The organism is Ruegeria sp. CDSA221 (assembly GCF_059611825.1).
Window position 1 is genome coordinate 170870 of record NZ_JBXWPK010000003.1, and the last position, 17012, is coordinate 187881.

The 17012-nt window shown below is 57.4% G+C and carries 20 protein-coding genes; 10 read left to right on the top strand and 10 right to left on the bottom strand.

What is annotated here, in order from left to right; genetic code table 11:
* Nucleotides 1-28 precede the first annotated feature (28 nt).
* The 4 genes from AC2FJ5_RS05735 to phhA form a co-directional block, all read right to left on the bottom strand.
* Nucleotides 29-430 carry a DUF4864 domain-containing protein gene (locus AC2FJ5_RS05735; protein WP_496792756.1) on the bottom strand — a complete coding sequence of 134 codons (402 nt, stop codon included), beginning with the start codon at nucleotides 428-430 and terminating at the stop codon, nucleotides 29-31.
* 48 nt (nucleotides 431-478) lie between these two features.
* A complete protein-coding gene (locus AC2FJ5_RS05740) occupies nucleotides 479-2053 on the bottom strand; it encodes a lysine--tRNA ligase (protein WP_496691746.1) in 1575 nt (524 codons plus the stop codon).
* A gap of 122 nt (nucleotides 2054-2175) precedes the next feature.
* A complete protein-coding gene (locus tag AC2FJ5_RS05745; RefSeq protein ID WP_496750051.1) occupies nucleotides 2176-2529 on the bottom strand; it encodes a 4a-hydroxytetrahydrobiopterin dehydratase in 354 nt (117 codons plus the stop codon).
* A 7-nt stretch (nucleotides 2530-2536) separates the two neighbouring features.
* Nucleotides 2537-3337 carry a phenylalanine 4-monooxygenase gene (phhA, locus tag AC2FJ5_RS05750; RefSeq protein WP_496792757.1) on the bottom strand — a complete coding sequence of 267 codons (801 nt, stop codon included), beginning with the start codon at nucleotides 3335-3337 and terminating at the stop codon, nucleotides 2537-2539.
* A gap of 106 nt (nucleotides 3338-3443) precedes the next feature.
* Between phhA and AC2FJ5_RS05755 the strand changes: the two genes are divergently transcribed.
* Nucleotides 3444-3911, top strand: coding sequence for an Lrp/AsnC family transcriptional regulator (locus AC2FJ5_RS05755; protein WP_496691748.1), 468 nt, complete (start codon nucleotides 3444-3446; stop codon nucleotides 3909-3911).
* A gap of 81 nt (nucleotides 3912-3992) precedes the next feature.
* A complete protein-coding gene (locus AC2FJ5_RS05760; RefSeq protein WP_142635642.1) occupies nucleotides 3993-4415 on the top strand; it encodes a tellurite resistance TerB family protein in 423 nt (140 codons plus the stop codon).
* A 2-nt stretch (nucleotides 4416-4417) separates the two neighbouring features.
* On the opposite strand, the gene dacB is transcribed toward AC2FJ5_RS05760, so the two are convergent.
* The 4 genes from dacB to AC2FJ5_RS05780 form a co-directional block, all read right to left on the bottom strand.
* The gene (gene dacB / locus AC2FJ5_RS05765) at nucleotides 4418-5899 is read right to left on the bottom strand and encodes a D-alanyl-D-alanine carboxypeptidase/D-alanyl-D-alanine endopeptidase (RefSeq protein WP_496792759.1); all 1482 of its coding nucleotides are present in this window, start codon (nucleotides 5897-5899) and stop codon (nucleotides 4418-4420) included.
* Nucleotides 5900-5965: 66 nt separating this feature from the next.
* Nucleotides 5966-6586, bottom strand: coding sequence for a nicotinate-nucleotide adenylyltransferase (locus AC2FJ5_RS05770; RefSeq protein WP_496700825.1), 621 nt, complete (start codon nucleotides 6584-6586; stop codon nucleotides 5966-5968).
* A 32-nt stretch (nucleotides 6587-6618) separates the two neighbouring features.
* Nucleotides 6619-7089, bottom strand: a complete 471-nt coding sequence (locus AC2FJ5_RS05775; RefSeq protein WP_496700827.1) for an MOSC domain-containing protein — start codon at nucleotides 7087-7089, stop codon at nucleotides 6619-6621.
* Nucleotides 7090-7198: 109 nt separating this feature from the next.
* The gene (locus AC2FJ5_RS05780; RefSeq protein WP_496700828.1) at nucleotides 7199-7729 is read right to left on the bottom strand and encodes a YcnI family copper-binding membrane protein; all 531 of its coding nucleotides are present in this window, start codon (nucleotides 7727-7729) and stop codon (nucleotides 7199-7201) included.
* A 593-nt stretch (nucleotides 7730-8322) separates the two neighbouring features.
* On the opposite strand from AC2FJ5_RS05780, the gene ettA reads away from it, so the two are divergent.
* From ettA to AC2FJ5_RS05805, 5 genes are all read left to right on the top strand, one after another.
* Nucleotides 8323-9978 carry an energy-dependent translational throttle protein EttA gene (ettA, locus tag AC2FJ5_RS05785; RefSeq protein WP_496691753.1) on the top strand — a complete coding sequence of 552 codons (1656 nt, stop codon included), beginning with the start codon at nucleotides 8323-8325 and terminating at the stop codon, nucleotides 9976-9978.
* Complete coding sequence (locus AC2FJ5_RS05790; protein ID WP_496792760.1) at nucleotides 9975-10178, top strand: hypothetical protein; 204 nt, start codon at nucleotides 9975-9977, stop codon at nucleotides 10176-10178. The genes ettA and AC2FJ5_RS05790 overlap by 4 nt, the downstream gene beginning before the upstream one ends.
* 9 nt (nucleotides 10179-10187) lie before the next feature.
* Nucleotides 10188-10721: a hypothetical protein gene (locus AC2FJ5_RS05795; RefSeq protein ID WP_496792761.1), complete on the top strand. Its 534-nt coding sequence runs from the start codon at nucleotides 10188-10190 to the stop codon at nucleotides 10719-10721.
* Between the two features lie 311 nt (nucleotides 10722-11032).
* Nucleotides 11033-11239 carry a cold-shock protein gene (locus tag AC2FJ5_RS05800; RefSeq protein ID WP_496792762.1) on the top strand — a complete coding sequence of 69 codons (207 nt, stop codon included), beginning with the start codon at nucleotides 11033-11035 and terminating at the stop codon, nucleotides 11237-11239.
* 179 nt (nucleotides 11240-11418) lie between these two features.
* Nucleotides 11419-11976, top strand: a complete 558-nt coding sequence (locus AC2FJ5_RS05805; RefSeq protein WP_142635628.1) for a L,D-transpeptidase — start codon at nucleotides 11419-11421, stop codon at nucleotides 11974-11976.
* Here the strand turns inward: AC2FJ5_RS05805 and AC2FJ5_RS05810 are convergent, their stop codons facing one another.
* Nucleotides 11977-12636: an arylesterase gene (locus AC2FJ5_RS05810; protein WP_496792764.1), complete on the bottom strand. Its 660-nt coding sequence runs from the start codon at nucleotides 12634-12636 to the stop codon at nucleotides 11977-11979. It lies immediately after the preceding gene.
* A gap of 26 nt (nucleotides 12637-12662) precedes the next feature.
* Here AC2FJ5_RS05810 and AC2FJ5_RS05815 point away from each other — a divergent pair, with 26 nt between their 5' ends.
* Together AC2FJ5_RS05815 and AC2FJ5_RS05820 are read left to right on the top strand one after the other, a co-directional pair.
* A complete protein-coding gene (locus AC2FJ5_RS05815; protein ID WP_496792765.1) occupies nucleotides 12663-13358 on the top strand; it encodes an ABC transporter ATP-binding protein in 696 nt (231 codons plus the stop codon).
* A complete protein-coding gene (locus AC2FJ5_RS05820) occupies nucleotides 13355-15883 on the top strand; it encodes an ABC transporter permease (protein ID WP_496792766.1) in 2529 nt (842 codons plus the stop codon). Before AC2FJ5_RS05815 ends, AC2FJ5_RS05820 begins: the two co-directional genes overlap by 4 nt.
* Before the next feature lie 2 nt (nucleotides 15884-15885).
* Here AC2FJ5_RS05820 and AC2FJ5_RS05825 read toward each other — a convergent pair whose 3' ends face one another.
* On the bottom strand, nucleotides 15886-16332 hold the full coding sequence (locus AC2FJ5_RS05825) for an RrF2 family transcriptional regulator (protein WP_496676481.1): 447 nt from the start codon (nucleotides 16330-16332) through the stop codon (nucleotides 15886-15888).
* Nucleotides 16333-16425: 93 nt separating this feature from the next.
* On the opposite strand from AC2FJ5_RS05825, the gene AC2FJ5_RS05830 reads away from it, so the two are divergent.
* Nucleotides 16426-16995 carry a gamma-glutamylcyclotransferase family protein gene (locus AC2FJ5_RS05830; RefSeq protein ID WP_496709174.1) on the top strand — a complete coding sequence of 190 codons (570 nt, stop codon included), beginning with the start codon at nucleotides 16426-16428 and terminating at the stop codon, nucleotides 16993-16995.
* The last annotated feature ends 17 nt before the right edge of the window (nucleotides 16996-17012 follow it).

Genomic DNA, 17012 nt, shown 5'->3' on the forward strand with positions numbered 1-17012 from the left:
CTCATATCACCGTGACGGTGGTGTTGCGCTACGCCGCCGGATCCGAATTTCCCAAAAGCTGCACGCCGTTGATTTTCCAGCCCTGTCCCTGAGGGATCATCTCGTAGTCCAGAATGTGAACCTGCCCGTCGCCATCCGTGATCATCACCTTCTGCCACAACGCCCCTGAAATTTCGCGAAGTTCCAGAAACCGCACGTCCGCAGGCCGCCAGACCATCGGATAGCCACGCCGGACCATCACCCCGAAATTCTCAGGCGTTCCGAACAGGCGCTGGATAGTGGGGCTGGCAAATGTAAAGGCGGTTGCGAAATCATCCGCCTTGAACGCCTGTATCTGCCCCGCGATATTCGCCTCGATCTCGGCGTTTTGGGCAATGGCTCCGGATGCCAGTCCGGCACTCAAAGATACAGCAAGCAATAAACGACGCATGGGGCCACCTCCTGATCGAAGGATAGCCCCACACGCGATCAGGTCAAATCAGACCAGCTCTCCAGCCAACGCCTTGTCGATCAGCGCAATGGTTTCCGGCACGCCGTAAAGCGCGATAAACCCGCCAAATCGCGGCCCCTGGGATGCGCCCAACAACACCTCGTAGAGCGCGGTGAACCAGCCCCGCATAGGGTCAAACCGCTCGCGCCCGACAGAGTAGACCACCGATTGCAGCGCCTCATCCTCGATCGGCCCGTCATATGCCGCCAGCTCTGCTTTCAACGCCTCCAGCGCTTCGCGCTCTTGATCCGTCGGCGCCCGGTGCTGGCGGGTGGGCTTGACGAAATCGTTAAAGTAGCGGACCGCAAAGCCCGCCGCCTGATCCAGATCAGGATGCGTCTCAGCCGTGGCCTCAGGCGCATAGCGGCGGATGAACCCCCACAGCGCCTCTTTGTCTTCAGCCCCCGAAACCGACGCCAGATTCAACAGCATCGCAAACGGCACCATCAGGGTCGATTCAGGAACGTCCCCGCCGTGGATATGCCACACCGGATTGTTTAACTGCGCCTTCAACTCTTGCCCCGGATAGGCCCGCAGCTGTTGATGGTATTCATCATAGGCTTTGGGGATCACATCAAAATGCATCCGCTTGGCGGTCTTGGGCTTTTGATACATAAAATACGCAAGACTCTCAGTCGGTGCATAGGTCAGCCATTCGTCGATCGAGACACCATTGCCCGAAGATTTCGAAATCTTCTGACCGTTCTCATCCAAAAACAGCTCATAACTGAAATGCTCTGGCGCACGGCCACCCAACGCCCGGCAGATCGCGTCATAGATCTTTTCGTTGGTGGCATGTTCCTTGCCATACATTTCAAAATCAACGCCCAGCGCGGCCCAGCGCGCACCGAAATCCGGCTTCCATTGCAGCTTTACGTTGCCCCCCGTGACCGGCAGCGTCCATTCCTTGCCGTCGTCGTCATCAAAGGTGACGGTATAGGTCTCGGCGCAGACCTTTTTCATCGGCACGTACAGAACCCGACCCGTTTCGGGGTGGATCGGCAGGAAGATCGAATAGGTCTGCTGCCGCTCTTCTCGCAGGCTTTTCAACATGATGGCCATTACGGCATCATAGTTGTCGACCGCCCGCTTCAGAATCTCGTCAAACTGACCCGAACGATAAAAGTCGCGCGCCGAATAGAAATCATACTCGAACCCAAAAGTGTCGAGGAACCGGCGTAACATTGCGTTGTTGTATTCGCCAAAGCTTGGGTATTCGCCGAACGGATCAGGGACCGAAGTCAGAGGACGCTGCAAATGCTCTTCAAGCGCTTCGGGATTCGGCACGTTGCCGGGAACTTTGCGCATACCGTCCAGATCGTCCGAGAAACAGATCAGCTTAGTCGGAATATCCGACAGCGCCTCAAACGCACGCTTGACCATGGTGGTCCGCGCCACCTCGCCAAATGTCCCGATATGCGGCAAGCCGGACGGGCCATAGCCCGTCTCGAACAACACATACCCCTTGTCCGGGGCCCCTTTCTGATAGCGTTTGAGCAACCGGCGCGCCTCTTCAAAAGGCCAGGCCTTGGACGACATCGCGGTTTCACGCAGTTCAGACATTTTCTTTAAGCTCCATCGGGAAAACAGCGTCGGCTTTCGTTTGCCGCCGACCGACCCCTCCTATTGTGCCGGTGCAGCATGAGTCAATAAAGCACGCTGTTTTTCCTAACGGGAAGCTGACATCAGGCGACCAACTGATCCAACTTGGCCGCCCAGATGAAATCATTCTCGCTGAGGCCACTGATTTCGTGTGTCGTCAGTAGAACGTCCACATATCCCCAACCAAAGCGGATATCGGGATGATGCCCTTGCTGATCGGCCAGCCAGGCGCAAAGGTTCGCCAGATAGGTCGCCTTGGCAAAGCCTTTGAATTTGAAATGACGGCTGAGAGTTTTTGCATCCGCATCCAGCGACCAATCGGAGGTCAACTGGGCCAGATGCGCGCTTGCCGCATCACGGTTCAAAGCTGGAATGCCGCCGGAACAAGGGGCACAGGTCCGATCCGATAGGGTGCGGGTTTGTTCTGATGTGGTCATGTCCAGCTTACTCCGCCGCTGTTGCCTTTTCGGGAAACTTATTCGGCAACAGGCCCAGTGATTGCGCCTTATGCACATCCGCCAGCAAATCCCGATCGGCGGCAGCAAAAAGTTCCTCGGGGTCGTCCAGCACGAAATAGCCCATCTGGTGCATATCAATCCGGTAGGGCGTGCGCAGGATCGTCAGAACGTCAAAGGGATCGCGGTCGGGTATTTCGCTTTCCACCGCGTAGACAAGTTCGGTCGGGGATGAGGCAAGCCCCGATCCCAGCGCCTTGATCACCCCATCCTGACGCCGCAGGCCAAATTCGATCGAGAACCAATACAGCCGGATCAGCCAGGCATAGTCTTTTTCACCGGCCTGCACCCCCGCCAATCCGATAGCGTGGCTGAAGGCGGCAAATCGCGGATCGCTCAGCAGTGGGGTATGGCCGAAAATCTCATGAAAGATGTCAGGCTCTTCGATGTAATCGAAATCCTCGCGGGACCGGATGAACGAGGCCGCCGGGAAAACCCGGTTGGCCAACATGCCAAAGAAGGTCTTGAACCCGATCAGCGCGGGTACAGGCTGCACTTTCCAGCCTGTCATATCCAGAAGCCTCTCAGAAATATCAGCGCATGATGGAACACGGGTTTTCGGAAGCTCCAGCCGGTCCAGCCCCGCAAGATAATCACGCGCCATATAGCGCTGCACGTTCTCTTGCTGAGCGGCATAAAGATCAGCCCAGACAGCATCCTCTTCGTCGGTATATGTGATGTGACCATTGGCATTGGCCACCTTGGCGACGTATTTTGTCGACTTTGGCATGGAAGCTCCTCCTGAAAATAGCATAGCCAGCCATCGTGAAAAATTTCATTTGAATGTTTTTCATAATCATACAATATGAACGAAACATTTCACTAACGCTGAGAATATGACGCATATACTTCAAAACGCGGATATCGCCATCCTGCAAGAGCTTCAAACCGATGGCCGCCTGTCTATGCAAGAGCTCGCGGATCGTACCGGCCTGTCTGCCTCGCAATGTTGGCGGCGGGTTCGCGATCTCGAAGCTGCCGGGGTTGTGGCAGGCTATACCGCTCGTGTGCCCGCCAAATCCGTTGGCCTGAACGCAATAGCCTATGTTCATGTTGCGCTGCGCGATCATCAGGAAGACAGCATCACTTCGTTTTTGCGGCTGGTTGAGACCGAGGCTCAGATTGTCGAGTGCGCCTCAATCACCGGGGATCATGACTTCATTCTGAAAGTCTATTCGAAAACACCCGAAGATCTTGAGGCGTTCATCATGCAAAGGCTGTTGAAATCGGGGTTAGTCCGCGACACTCGCAGCAATTTTGTACTGCGGCAGACGAAAACACGTGGCCCTTTGCCCATTCTTTGATCTATCGCTCCAAAATCCGTTGAACCTATTCCCTGCCCCACCTATCGTGCGGGATCAGAACAGTTCAATCAGGACACCCCTATGACCAACCAAGTGCCACACCCGATGTCTCCTCAAGATTGCCTCGTGGCGATTATGGTTGCGATCTCTGCATCAGATGAGACCATCCGCACCGCCGAGCTGGTCAAAATCGAGGGCGCGGTCAACATGCTGCCTGTCTTTGCAGAATATGACATCGACCGGATGTATCGCGTTTCCCAGATCGTCTTCGATCTGTTTGAACAAGAAGATGGTCTGGATGCCCTGTTTGGACTGATCCGCGACAACCTGCCCGAACGCCTGAACGAAACCTCCTATGCGCTTGCATGTGATGTTGCGGCTGCAGATGGTACGCTGGCAGAATCCGAATTGCGGCTGCTCGAAGAAATCCGTTACGAGTTGGACATCGACCGTTTGCATGCCGCTGCCATCGAGCGCGGCGCGCGGGCACGGCACACGACCTGACGTCAACTGCTGCCGGCCAGCTTCCCCCACCTTTCGATCAGTGCGCGCTGCAATTTGCGCGACCTGTTATTCCAGCTCCGCCCGCCTTCGGGCCGTTCACGATACGCTCGGGGGATCGTTGCGCGATGCTCTATGTCAGCCGTGAATATCGCAAAGGCCAGCTCTGCCCCATCCGGTGAGGTTATGAACCCGCCTAGGCCCGAGACAAAGTTCAGGGTTCCGGTTTTCGCATTCACTCTGATTGGATGATCCTTGACCGGCCGCCCCTGACTGTCGGCAAGGGTAAATTTCTTCAGCAAAGGCCGGAGGTCTCCGGCTTTCTGCGCCGCCAGCAGCGCGACCACCAAATCCTCGGGCGCTACGCGTGAATCGCCCCCAAGCCCTGAATGATCGACCATCGCAACCCCGGTCACACCATAGGTCTCTGTGGCCCATCTGTTCATCTCGGCGGCTGACTCCGCCAAAGTCTGCGGTCGCGTACCGCGCGCCCTCGAGGCAGCGAGCCCTACCATCTCGGCAGTGAGGTTGGTCGAGTATTTCAGCATGCCCTGCAATATGCTCTCGAGCGGGTCGCTTTGATGAATGACCAAAGGGGTTCCATTCGGCATCTGCCGCGTGACCTGCGTCCGCCCCAGCACAATTCCGTTGGATCGGGCCAATGTTCTGAAAACGTCACCTGCATAAAGCGCGGGCTTGCGGACAGGCAGCCACCGCGCCCCATCGCTACCTAACGCGCCTTTGGCAACAGTCCACCGGTCCTGACGGGCGCTGGGTTCGTAGGTATAGATCGGCAGGTTGCGGCCCTCGACCTTCATGGACGCCACTTCCACTGCAGGGGTATAGCGCGTGCTTCGGGCATCCATGGTCACGTCATAGCTGGCGCCCTGCTTTTTCCACTCGAAATGCACGCGATTGAAATTCAGAGAAATGCCGCTGATCGCAGGGCTGTACCCCAAATGATCTGGCTGCCCCGGATCAATGCTGAACACGTAAGGCAACGCGCCATCATAAACTTTGAACGCGCCGCGAACCTCGGTGATTCCGGCCTCGCGCAAGTTTGCCGCCATCGTGGCCAGCGCATCCGTATCCAGCAATGGATCACCACCGCCAACAAGAACAAGATCGCCGTTCAATATGCCGTTTTCTATTGGCCCCTCGGCGACCAATGCAGTCTCAAACCTGTAATCGGCACCCAGCACATTCAGCGCATAGAGCGCGGTCAGAGCCTTGCCAACGCTCGCCGGAGGAAGGCTCCGGTCGCCACCATAGGTCTCAAGCACTACGCCTGTATTGGCGTCCGCTACGGCAAAGGCGACCTCGCCGCGCAGGTTCGCGGCATCGACCAAGCGCTCAACACCTACGATCGGCTCATTACGAAGCTGAGGCCTCAGTGACGTCAGCGGTGCCTCAGCCATAACGGCTACAGGCATCAGGGCCGCGCCCAGCCCAGCAATAAATCCTCGTCGCGAATAACGATCAATCATGGGTCAATTAAAATCCCAGAGATCACAGGCAAACAACCTGAGATCCGAATTATGGGCCCACAGGGGCTATTCAGGCAACACCTTGTTGCCCCAATCCCCCTGAATGCGCAACTGGGTCGAACTGACATCCAGCATCGGCACATTCACAAAACACCACGCCGGGGCCTGTGCCCGGCCGAGTAAATGCCGCGCCTGCCCGTCAATCCGGTAGTCGGCATAGCGACGCGCCGCAGGGGACATACGTGCAGAGATGCGGTCTCCGGGACGGGCAACAACGCCAACCGGTACGGTTTCGATAATCGACTGCCAATCCTGCCACTTATGGAATTGCGCCAGGTTATCCGCGCCCATCAGCCAGACAAACCTGACCTGCGGATAAAGCTTTTTCAGGGCTGCGACAGTATTTGCCGTGGCGCGCGTGCCGGTCTGGGCCTCGATATCCGTCACCTCGACACGTGGATGCTGCATCACAGCTTGCGCTGCCTTCACCCGCCGCGCCAATGGCGCAGGCCCGTGCTCTTTCAACGGATTGCCCGGAGAGACCAGCCACCACACCCGATCCAGCCCAAAGGCCTTCATTGCCTCGAGTGTCACATGCACATGGCCCTTATGCGGCGGATCAAATGACCCCCCGAACAACCCCACGACCTGCCCGGGCCGCACATATGGAATGTCACTGCGTTGCATCCCTTGCTGATGTTCAGAACTGAAGGGCGTTGTCAATCAATCGGCTGTACCGCATCACCAAGCCGCACCCGCCCGGGCCGAACAACCTCGGCACACCACCCGCCATGCCCACGCACGGCAGAATAGCCCCCCTTGCTCAGCGCCTCCTCCATCCGGCTGCAAGGGGCGCAGATGACTGTGAACCGCAAAACAGCCTCCCCCACCTGAACCTCGCGCTCTTTTAGGGCCGCCAGATTGATCCCCGACACCACCAAATTGCGCCGCAGTATTTCAGGCGCAACCGGCCCCTGCCCCAGATAAGACCCAATCGCCGCTAAATGCTCCTGCTGGATCAGCGTCACGGCCCGTTTGCCTGCACGGCTTCGGTCGCCATCGAGACCGTCGGCCGAAATCATCGCAGTTTCAACCAACTGCAACTCATCTCGTCGTGCAGGCCGCAATCCGATCCATTCGACACAACCCGACTGCGCCCAGTCGGAAATCAAGGCCTTCAAATCCGCCATTGCCAGTCTTCCCGCTTTATCCCTGTCCGAGCTACAGGCACCGATCGCGCCATACAAGAGCGGCAGTACCAACGCCTGCCGCTCTTAAGATCAGATCAACATTCCGGGGTCAGTGCGAATGCTTACCCTCCGGTTGCAGATACAAGCCCGGCGCGGGATGATCCAAGTCATGCGGATCCTGACCTTCGGCCGGAATTTCCACCCAATTGTGGCTGCCGTTGGCACATTCCTGAATGGTCGGGAAAAACAGCATCTGCTCTGCCGCAAGCGATCCATCCAGCTTGGCCCGGAATACAAACTCATCGTAATGATCATTCGACAATTCGCCGGTCCAGATAATCTCTTGCACACCCGATGTCAGGGTCGTGCCATAGTAGTCGTAGCTGTTGGCATAATCACCCGCGACGGTTTCGAGCTTCCAGCCGGGTTTGGGCATCGGCTTGACCGAAATCACACCTTCGGGGATGGCGATGCGCAGCTTTAGCGTTGCCTCGCCCTCGCAGCCATGGCCGACCCGCATCACCCCCTTGTAGAAGCTGCCCACCTGAGCTTCCTGCTGCTCCAGAGTTGCGTGCGCTTGCGCAGTCGTCCCTATTGCAGCCACGATCATCGCAGCCGATGTAAGTTTCACCAGTTTCATAAGGTATTTCCTTGTTTGACGTTCTGTTTCGTCCGGGGTCAACCCGGATTGAAGCTTCACACCATCCAAGGGGGTCCACGCGCAAAATATGCCGTTGTTGCGCCACGTGGCACCAACTCCACCCGAACTGGAATAAGAAGCGGCACACCCTCAGGGCACAAGGACGCAAGCACGAGAGGGCCACATAAGGTGACACCACTTTCAGCTAAGGTGCAAACCGGGCACCTGCTTTGATCGCCGTTCGGTTGACCGGTTCCACAAATGTCACCGGGGGCAAAGCCAAGCAGAATCGGTTCGGAATCTGCAGATACGGGACGGGTCAGATGCAGACTTGCCAAAATGACAAAGCCCAACGCTGCGAGCAGCGCCAATCCCGTTTTAAGTCGATCCAGCGTCGTCACTCTGGCTTGCCAATTCATATTTATCTTCCGCGACCGCTTAGTACCCCAGCCAGCTCAACGCAACGCCTTTTGAAAACAGCGCGTCGTATCAGGCAATCAAAATCAAACCCGCGATGCGATCCTGATTGCCCCTGCGCCCACGTTTCGCTATCACACCGCCCAACCCAATTTCCCCGACCCAGAGGACACACCATGGCCGCCTATCAATATGTCTACCACATGCAGGGTGTCTCCAAGACCTATCCCGGTGGCAAGAAGTGCTTTGAAAACATCCACCTGAGCTTCCTGCCCGGCGTGAAAATCGGTGTCGTCGGCGTCAACGGTGCTGGTAAATCGACGCTGATGAAGATCATGGCCGGTCTCGACAAAGACTTCACGGGTGAGGCATGGGCGGCCGAAGGTGCCAAGGTCGGTTATCTGCCGCAGGAGCCGAAACTGGACGAAACCCTCAGCGTGCGCGAAAACGTCATGCTGGGCGTAGCCGAGAAAAAGGCGATCCTCGACCGCTATAACGAATTGGCGATGAACTACTCAGACGAAACCGCGGATGAGATGGCCAAGCTGCAGGACGAGATCGACAGCCAGAACCTTTGGGATCTCGACAGCCAGATCGACGTCAGCATGGAGGCCCTGCGCTGCCCGCCGGATGATGCCAATATCGCCAACCTCTCAGGCGGTGAAAAACGCCGCGTCGCGCTGTGCAAATTGCTGCTCGAAGCGCCCGACATGCTGCTGCTCGACGAGCCGACCAACCACCTGGATGCCGAAACAATCGCCTGGCTGCAACAGCACCTGATAGACTACAAGGGCACCATCCTGATCGTCACTCACGACCGGTATTTCCTCGACAGTATCACCGGCTGGATCCTCGAACTCGACCGGGGTCGTGGTCTGCCGTATGAGGGCAACTATTCCGCCTGGCTGGAACAAAAGGCCAAACGGCTGGAGCAGGAAGCCCGCGAGGACAAGTCTAAGCAAAAGACTCTGCAGCGCGAGTTGGACTGGATGCGCCAAGGCCAGAAGGCCCGTCAGGCCAAATCCAAAGCCCGGATCAACGCCTATAACGATCTGGCGGAACAGTCCGAGCGCGAAAAGCTGACCCGCGCACAGATCGTCATCCCCAACGGCCAGCGCCTTGGCGGTAAGGTGATCGAGGTCGAAGGCCTGTCCAAACACATGGGCGATAAGCAACTGATCGAGAACCTCGACTTTACCCTGCCCCCCGGCGGAATTGTCGGCGTCATCGGGCCCAACGGCGCCGGTAAATCGACCCTGTTCAAGATGCTTACTAGTCAAGAGCAACCCGACGCAGGCACCATCACGCTTGGCGATACGGTTGAACTGTCCTATGTCGACCAATCCCGCGATGACCTGAAGGACAACGACACCGTGTGGGAAGCGATCACCGGCGGCGCCGAGATCATTCAGTTGGGCGATGCGCAGGTCAATTCCCGCGCCTATTGCTCCTCCTTCAACTTCAAGGGCGGCGACCAGCAGAAAAAGGTCTCTCTGCTGTCAGGGGGCGAGCGCAACCGAGTCCACATGGCCCGCCTACTGAAAGAGGGCGGCAACGTCCTGCTGCTCGATGAACCGACCAACGATTTGGACGTCGAAACCCTGCGCGCGCTGGAAGACGCGCTGGTCGATTTCGCCGGCTGCGCCGTGGTCATCAGCCACGACCGCTTCTTCCTCGACCGGATCTGCACGCATATCCTGGCGTTTGAGGGTGATGCCCATGTCGAATGGTTCGAGGGCAACTTCGAGGATTACGAAGAGGACAAGAAACGCCGTCTGGGACCAGACGCGCTGGAGCCGAAGCGGTTGAAGCATAAGAAGTTTGCGCGATGAGACGGAAGCTCAAAAGACGGTTGGAAAAATGGCAACGTAGCGCGCTGAAAATCAGCGCGCCGCTGCGCAAGCGCATCCGGCAAATGTACAAGACAGATTACTGTGTGATCGTCGCAAGCAATGGCCGGTCGGGCAGCACCATGACCTACCATGCGCTGCGCGATGCACTGGAAAGGCTGGACCCAAACCTCTCGGGTTAGGCCAGTTTCGTGTCTCGGTTGGACGACGCCACCTTCCAGGCGCCGTTTCTTTACAAGACGCATGATTTTCCGCAGGTTTTGTCAAACTGGTCAAAAGATACCCGAGTCGTCTTTTGCTTTGGCTCGACAAAGGACTCTACCTTTTCAGTCTACACAGCGATGGAAGGCTATGGCCCTGAGTGGATAAAAAAGCACTTCTACAATCTGCATGCGACGGGCACATATGACGAGTTTTTCGAACGGGATGTGCTGCAACAGGCACGGCAGATCAAGGAATGGGTCACTTATGACGACATCCCGGTATTGTGCGTTCACTACGATGCGTTGTGGGAATATCAGGACGAAATCTCTGAATTTACCGGATTGAAATTTGTACCGGCTCCGCGGCGTGAACGGGCTGAAAAAGATATTCCGGAAGATCTGCGAAAGGCCGCGAGCCAAATCTACGATCCGATTGACGAAGTGATTTCCCAGCTTCCCAGATGTTTTGTGGCCTCGCCAGAAATGAACGAGATCGTGGGCAAATTGCCGCTCGCAAAGTGATCCTCGGACGGTCTGGCGCGTGACGTTCTTCCGGGCGTTCGTGGATCCAAAAAATTCAGTCTAACCACATACATTGTATAGATTGTTTCAGGATATTCTGATGCGTAGATTCTGATGCCTGGCGCTAGTTTCAGCCGTTCAGGATTGCAAATCCGGCTTGTCACATCTCGTCTGAACTGGCATACTCAGAGTGCTACCGTTTTTCTATTTCGACCCACTGTCTCCTTCTACGGCGTTCAGTCTATCGATACAGACGACGACGCCAGGCTGTCGCAACTCCGTGGGCAGCACCAGATAAGGAGAACACGGATATGCCTTCAGGCACCGTAAAATGGTTCAACACCACCAAAGGCTACGGCTTTATTGCACCCGAAGATGGCGGCAAAGACATCTTCGTTCACATCTCGGCCGTCGAACGCTCGGGCCTGACCGGTCTGGCCGACAACCAGAAAGTCACGTACGAGCTGCGCTCGGGTCGTGACGGTCGCGAAAGCGCCGACGACATCCATCTGGCGTAAGCCGCTGTAAGGGCAGGGTTTTCCTCTGCCCTTTTCTATTTGTGCCTGAGCGACCACCTGTAAAAGTGTGTCCCGGCGATTACATCACAATTCAGTTACTCTTCCCCGACGATTGACCGGATCGGATATCATCCGGACACTATGGTCATGATTTTTCTGTTGTATTGAAGAGAGCTGATATGTTGACACGCCGTACATTCCTGACTGCAACAGCAGCAGCAAGCCTTGTTTCGACCGCCGCGTCGGCAAAGAAAGCCGTCGAATACGACCCCACTCCTCAATTTGTTCGAATCAAAAAGCAATTCCTGCCAGGCCAGCTTCTGGTGGTTCCACGCTCGTTCTATCTGTACTTCGTAACAGAACCTCGCAAGGCAATCCGTTACGGGTGCGGGGTGGGCAAAGCCGGGCTGGAGTTCACCGGAACAGCAACCATAGACGTCAAAAAGGAGTGGCCCACCTGGCGCCCCACCAATGAAATGATCGAGCGTGAGCCAATTACATATGCTCGTTTCAAGGATAACGACTATGTGCAGCCTGGCGGTGACGGCAATCCGTTAGGTGCACGGGCGCTTTATCTGTTCCAGAACGGCGTTGACACTTATTTCCGAATTCACGGGACCACTCAGCCGCAGACCATAGGCCGTGCGGCCTCGAACGGATGTATACGCATGCTGAACACGCATGTCATCGACCTGTACCAGCGGGTGCCGATTGGAACAGTTGTGACGGTCGTCTGATCAATCTTCCGCTGATTTCACAAGTTCCAAAACCTTTGGTCCAAGGTCGTCAACGATGAGGGCCACACCACTGGCGTTGGGATGGATGCCATCTGCCTGCATGTGTTCCCGTACTTCTTCGGGGTTTCCTGCCGCAGTCAAACCTGTGAAAAAACTTGGCGCATATCCAGTCTGATATCGATCCGCCAGATCGGGGTAGATCGCATCAAATGCGGCTTTGTAATCTGGGCCGTAATTCCCCGGCGCCTGCATCCCGACTAACAACACGGCGACCTCAGCGCCATCTGCTGCTTTCAGGATCGTCTCAAGATTTGCGCGTGCAACTGCCGGATCAAGCCCTCGCAACAGATCGTTCCCGCCCAATGCGACGATCATCCCATCCACGTCGGGCGTCAGTGTCCAGTCCACACGTGCCGCCCCTCCGGCGGTGGTGTCCCCGGAAACACCCGCATTGATCAGGCGCACATCCGCTCCGTGATCTTTCAACCAACGATCCAGCTGCGGAACAAATCCGTCTTGCTCGGGCAGGCCGTACCCTTGAGTCAAAGAATCCCCGAGAGCGGCAATCACTACGGTTTCTGCTGTGGCCGCAAAGCCGCAACACGTGATAAGCACCGGCATCAAAGCCTTGCGCAACATCTCAACTGCTCCATATCCCATTTGATTACCTCGGTTCGGACCAACCCATGATCGCAACTGCTCTATCGCTTGAAAATGCCGCTTTATCGCTGGATGGCAATGCCGGTCAGGTAGATATCCTGCACGACATCACGCTTTCCGTACACAAGGGCGAGACACTGGGTCTGATTGGGCCGTCCGGGTCAGGAAAATCGTCGTTACTAATGCTGATGGGCGGGCTGGAACAGGCGACGGGCGGCCAGGTAACCGCACTCGGGCAAAGTCTGACCCGCATGAACGAAGACGAGCTCGCGCGGTTCCGACGCAACAGCATGGGCGTTGTATTTCAGAATTTCCACCTGATCCCCACGATGACTGCCCTTGAGAACGTGGCCACACCGCTGGAGTTGGCCGGCCACAAAGATGCCTTTCAACGGGCCGAAGCCGAATTGGAGTCCGTAGGGCTGACGCATCGACGCGACCATTATCCGGCGCAGCTCTCCGGTGGAGAGCAGCAGCGCGTCGCGCTCGCCCGTGCCTCTGCCCCGCGACCACAGATCCTGCTGGCGGATGAGCCTACCGGCAATCTGGACGAAACAAACGGAGCCGCCATCATTGATCTGCTGCTTGGCCTGCGCGACAGGCATGGTGCTACTTTGGTTCTGGTGACCCATAGCCACAGCCTTGCGCGCAGATGTGACCGTGTTGTCCGGCTGCGCGATGGAAGGATTGCCGATGACACAAGGCAAGAGGCTGCCGAATGAGCCTGCGGATGGCCGGGCGGCTGGCGCGGCGGGAACTGCGCGGAGGTCTGCGCGGTTTTCGGGTGTTTCTGGCTTGTCTTGCACTTGGGGTCGCTGCCATTGCCGCTGTGGGTTCGGTCCGCCACGCCATCCAAACCGGACTGACGCAAGAAGGCGCGGCTCTGCTGGGCGGGGATGCACAGCTGGAATTCACCTATCGCTTTGCGGATGAGGCTGAGCGTGCATGGATGAACGACGCGGCCTTAGCCATCTCCGAAGTCGTCGATTTTCGGTCAATGGCAGTCGCGCAGCAGAATAGTGACCCACAGCGGGCGCTTACGCAGGTCAAATCCGTTGACGACTCCTATCCATTGTTGGGCAAGCCAATACTAGAGCCTCAGATGCCCCTGCGTGACGCCTTTATAGGCCAGCAAGGGGCGCCCGGTGCCGTAATGGCTCCTGCTCTGATCGACCGGCTTCAGCTATCGGTTGGGGATCGGTTTTCACTTGGAACTCAGGAATTTGTCCTGATGGCAGCCCTGATCCACGAACCGGACGGGGCGGCAGACGGGTTTGGATTGGGTCCGCGCACCCTGATCCGCACACAGGACTTGCTGAATTCCGGATTATTGGCACCGGGTACTCTGTTTTCCACCAAATACCGTCTGGATCTGCCGCCGGGGTCTGATCTTACAGCTCTTTCGGCGCAGGCAAGCGAAGCCCTTGAAGGCAGCGGAATGCGGTGGACCGATGCACGGAACGGTGCCCCCGGCATTTCAGAATTTGTTGCCCGGCTCAGCGCTTTTCTGGTTCTGGTTGGACTATCCGGGCTGGCTGTTGGCGGCATCGGCGTATCTGCAGCGGTGCGCGCCTATCTGGCGCAAAAGACTGAAACCATTGCTACCTTGCGTACTTTGGGTGCCGATCGGGCGACCGTGTTTCAGACTTATCTGATCCAGATCGGTATTCTCTCTGGCATCGGCATTTTTCTGGGCATCATATTGGGTGGATCGGTGCCTCTGCTGCTTGCGCCGCTGATCGAAACTCGCCTGCCTGTGCCCGCAGTGTTCTCGTTCTATCCGCAGCCTCTGGCTGAAGCCGCGCTTTACGGCGTGCTCACCGCCTTCTTATTCACACTCTGGCCCCTTGCCCGTACTGAAGAAGTCCGCGCAGCGACCCTGTTTCGCGATGCGCTGTCTTCGGCGCGCTTCCTGCCCCGTGCAAAATACATCCTAGCGACAGGCATCGGGCTTGCGGCGCTGATCGGCGCAGCTGCCTTTTTCAGCGGATCGGCGCGCCTGACCCTTTGGACCAGCGGCGGGTTGGCCGGAGCGTTGGTTCTGCTTTCGGTGGCGGCGCTGGCAATCCGCAAACTGGCACGCTTGATCACAAAACCCGCCCGAGGGAATCCGCCCCTGCGATGGGCCCTGTCAGCCATTTCCGACCCACGCGAAGGAGCCGCATCGGTTGTCCTGTCGCTGGGGCTGGGCCTGTCGGTTCTGGCCGCAGTCGGGCAGATCGACGGCACGCTGCGAAACGCGATTTCAGGAAACCTGCCCGATGTCGCCCCTTCTTATTTCTTCGTCGATATCCAGAAAGAGCAGATGCCTGGCTTTACCGAACGGCTGGAAAACGACCCTGCCGTAAGCCGGATCCAAAGCGCGCCCATGCTGCGCGGGATCATCACGCAGATTAACGGGCAGCCCGCGATTGAGGTCGCCGGGGACCACTGGGTACTGGAAGGCGACCGCGGGGTCACCTATTCCGACGCCCCGCCCTCGAACGCACGGGTCACCGCCGGGGAATGGTGGTCCGAAGACTATTCCGGAACGCCTCAGGTCAGCTTTGCCGCTGAAGAGGCCGAAGAGATGGGCCTGAAGCTGGGTGACCAACTGACCATCAACATATTGGGGCGCGACATCACCGCAGAGCTCACCTCGTTGCGCGAGGTGGATTTCTCGACCGCCGGGATGGGTTTCATCATGTCCATGAATCCGTCGGCCTTGGCCGGCGCACCGCATAGCTTCATTGCCACCGTCTATGCCGAAGAGCAGGCCGAAGCCGCGATCCTTCGTGATCTGGCGGGTAAATTCCCCAATATCACCGCAATCCGTGTCCGCGATGCGATTGACCGGGTCTCGGGTCTGCTGGCCGGGTTGGCCGCTGCGACGTCTTATGGGGCTGGTGTATCGCTGCTAACCGGCTTTCTGGTTCTGATCGGCGCCGCGGCAGCGGGTGAACCAGCCCGGCGGTACGAGGCCGCAGTCCTGAAAACCATCGGCGCCGACCGGCGGCGCATATTGATCAGCTTTGCCCTTCGGGCTGTTCTGCTGGGGTCTGCCGCTGGAATTGTAGCCCTGATGGTGGGCATCCTCGGCGGCTGGGCGGTTGCGACATATATTTTCGACACCAGCTTTGACGTCATCTGGCCATCTGCCATCGGCATCGTATTGGCCGGGATCATCGTCACGCTAGGCGCGGGGCTGATCTTTGCCTTGAAACCCCTTGCCGTTCGCCCGGCGCGCATCTTGCGCGCCAGCGACTGAGTTTATCGGACGCAGGCGACGGGCTGCAAAATCGACAGCAGATTTGCATTGTCACACACCAGCGAATCCAGCGTGATTTCGTCCAGCGAGGCATAAAAAACCTCGGCCGCGTCCCGCAGCGCAAGGCGCAGCCGGCAGGCGTTGGTGAGCGGGCATGTATTGTCGGCATCCGCAAAGCACTCGGCAATCGGCAAGTCGCCCTCGATATGTCGAAAAACCGAACCGATCCGTATCTGATCAGCAGATCTAGCGAGTACCATACCACCATTGCGACCGCGATGAGTGCTCAGATAATCTAACTGGCTGAGTTGGTTGATCACCTGTGCCAAGTGGTTTTCCGAGATATTGCAGGTCTTTGCGATCTCGGATTTGGTCACCAACCTGTCTGGATTTGCTGCACAATACATCAGTAGGCGCACAGCAATATTTGTCCGCTTGGTTATCCGCATGTTTGCCTCCCTAAGTTCAACATGCTGCCTTATTGCATGTTGGGCAAAAAAGCGGTTTGACATACATCAATTCCCAGTCAGAAGTGATCCCGCATGGCAGACCCCTATTTCTTTGGCTACGGCAGCCTCGTGAACCTCGCGACCCACGATTTCCCCGACCCGCATCCCGCGCAGTTGAAGGGATGGCGGCGGGCCTGGCGGCATACCGATTTGCGCCCGGTCGCTTTCCTGACTGCTGTTCCGGATCCCACTTCTGAAATCGACGGCATGATTGCCCATGTCCCGGGCAATGACTGGGACGCGCTGGATCAACGTGAGTGGGCCTACGACCGCGTTCCAGCGACTAAGGCCGTCACCCATTCTCTGCCACACGAGGTTGAGATCGCTGTTTATGCCGTACCTGATGACCGTCAATCCGCGACCAGCTGGCGCCACCCCCTGTTGATGAGCTATATCGACGTCGTTGTGCAAGGCTATTTGCGTGCGTTCGGGTCCGAGGGCGCCGATCGCTTTTTTGCCACCACTGATGGCTGGGACGCCCCGATCCTGAATGACCGGGCAGAGCCGCGGTATCCACGCCACCAGGCATTGAAACCGGATGAGACTTGTTTTGTGGATGATCGGCTGAAGCGAATAGCAGCCCAGATCGTAAAGACCTTATAGAAAAAAGGCGCGGCCAG

Excerpts from the sequence above, each read along its gene's own strand:
- AC2FJ5_RS05735 (WP_496792756.1), bottom strand. The coding sequence starts at position 430 with ATGCGTCGTTTATTGCTTGCTGTATCTTTGAGTGCCGGACTGGCATCC.
- AC2FJ5_RS05740 (WP_496691746.1), bottom strand. The coding sequence starts at position 2,053 with ATGTCTGAACTGCGTGAAACCGCGATGTCGTCCAAGGCCTGGCCTTTT.
- AC2FJ5_RS05745 (WP_496750051.1), bottom strand. The coding sequence starts at position 2,529 with ATGACCACATCAGAACAAACCCGCACCCTATCGGATCGGACCTGTGCC.
- phhA (WP_496792757.1), bottom strand. The coding sequence starts at position 3,337 with ATGCCAAAGTCGACAAAATACGTCGCCAAGGTGGCCAATGCCAATGGT.
- AC2FJ5_RS05755 (WP_496691748.1), top strand. The coding sequence starts at position 3,444 with ATGACGCATATACTTCAAAACGCGGATATCGCCATCCTGCAAGAGCTT.
- AC2FJ5_RS05760 (WP_142635642.1), top strand. The coding sequence starts at position 3,993 with ATGACCAACCAAGTGCCACACCCGATGTCTCCTCAAGATTGCCTCGTG.
- dacB (WP_496792759.1), bottom strand. The coding sequence starts at position 5,899 with ATGATTGATCGTTATTCGCGACGAGGATTTATTGCTGGGCTGGGCGCG.
- AC2FJ5_RS05770 (WP_496700825.1), bottom strand. The coding sequence starts at position 6,586 with ATGCAACGCAGTGACATTCCATATGTGCGGCCCGGGCAGGTCGTGGGG.
- AC2FJ5_RS05775 (WP_496700827.1), bottom strand. The coding sequence starts at position 7,089 with ATGGCGGATTTGAAGGCCTTGATTTCCGACTGGGCGCAGTCGGGTTGT.
- AC2FJ5_RS05780 (WP_496700828.1), bottom strand. The coding sequence starts at position 7,729 with ATGAAACTGGTGAAACTTACATCGGCTGCGATGATCGTGGCTGCAATA.
- ettA (WP_496691753.1), top strand. The coding sequence starts at position 8,323 with ATGGCCGCCTATCAATATGTCTACCACATGCAGGGTGTCTCCAAGACC.
- AC2FJ5_RS05790 (WP_496792760.1), top strand. The coding sequence starts at position 9,975 with ATGAGACGGAAGCTCAAAAGACGGTTGGAAAAATGGCAACGTAGCGCG.
- AC2FJ5_RS05800 (WP_496792762.1), top strand. The coding sequence starts at position 11,033 with ATGCCTTCAGGCACCGTAAAATGGTTCAACACCACCAAAGGCTACGGC.
- AC2FJ5_RS05805 (WP_142635628.1), top strand. The coding sequence starts at position 11,419 with ATGTTGACACGCCGTACATTCCTGACTGCAACAGCAGCAGCAAGCCTT.
- AC2FJ5_RS05810 (WP_496792764.1), bottom strand. The coding sequence starts at position 12,636 with ATGGGATATGGAGCAGTTGAGATGTTGCGCAAGGCTTTGATGCCGGTG.
- AC2FJ5_RS05815 (WP_496792765.1), top strand. The coding sequence starts at position 12,663 with ATGATCGCAACTGCTCTATCGCTTGAAAATGCCGCTTTATCGCTGGAT.
- AC2FJ5_RS05820 (WP_496792766.1), top strand. The coding sequence starts at position 13,355 with ATGAGCCTGCGGATGGCCGGGCGGCTGGCGCGGCGGGAACTGCGCGGA.
- AC2FJ5_RS05825 (WP_496676481.1), bottom strand. The coding sequence starts at position 16,332 with ATGCGGATAACCAAGCGGACAAATATTGCTGTGCGCCTACTGATGTAT.
- AC2FJ5_RS05830 (WP_496709174.1), top strand. The coding sequence starts at position 16,426 with ATGGCAGACCCCTATTTCTTTGGCTACGGCAGCCTCGTGAACCTCGCG.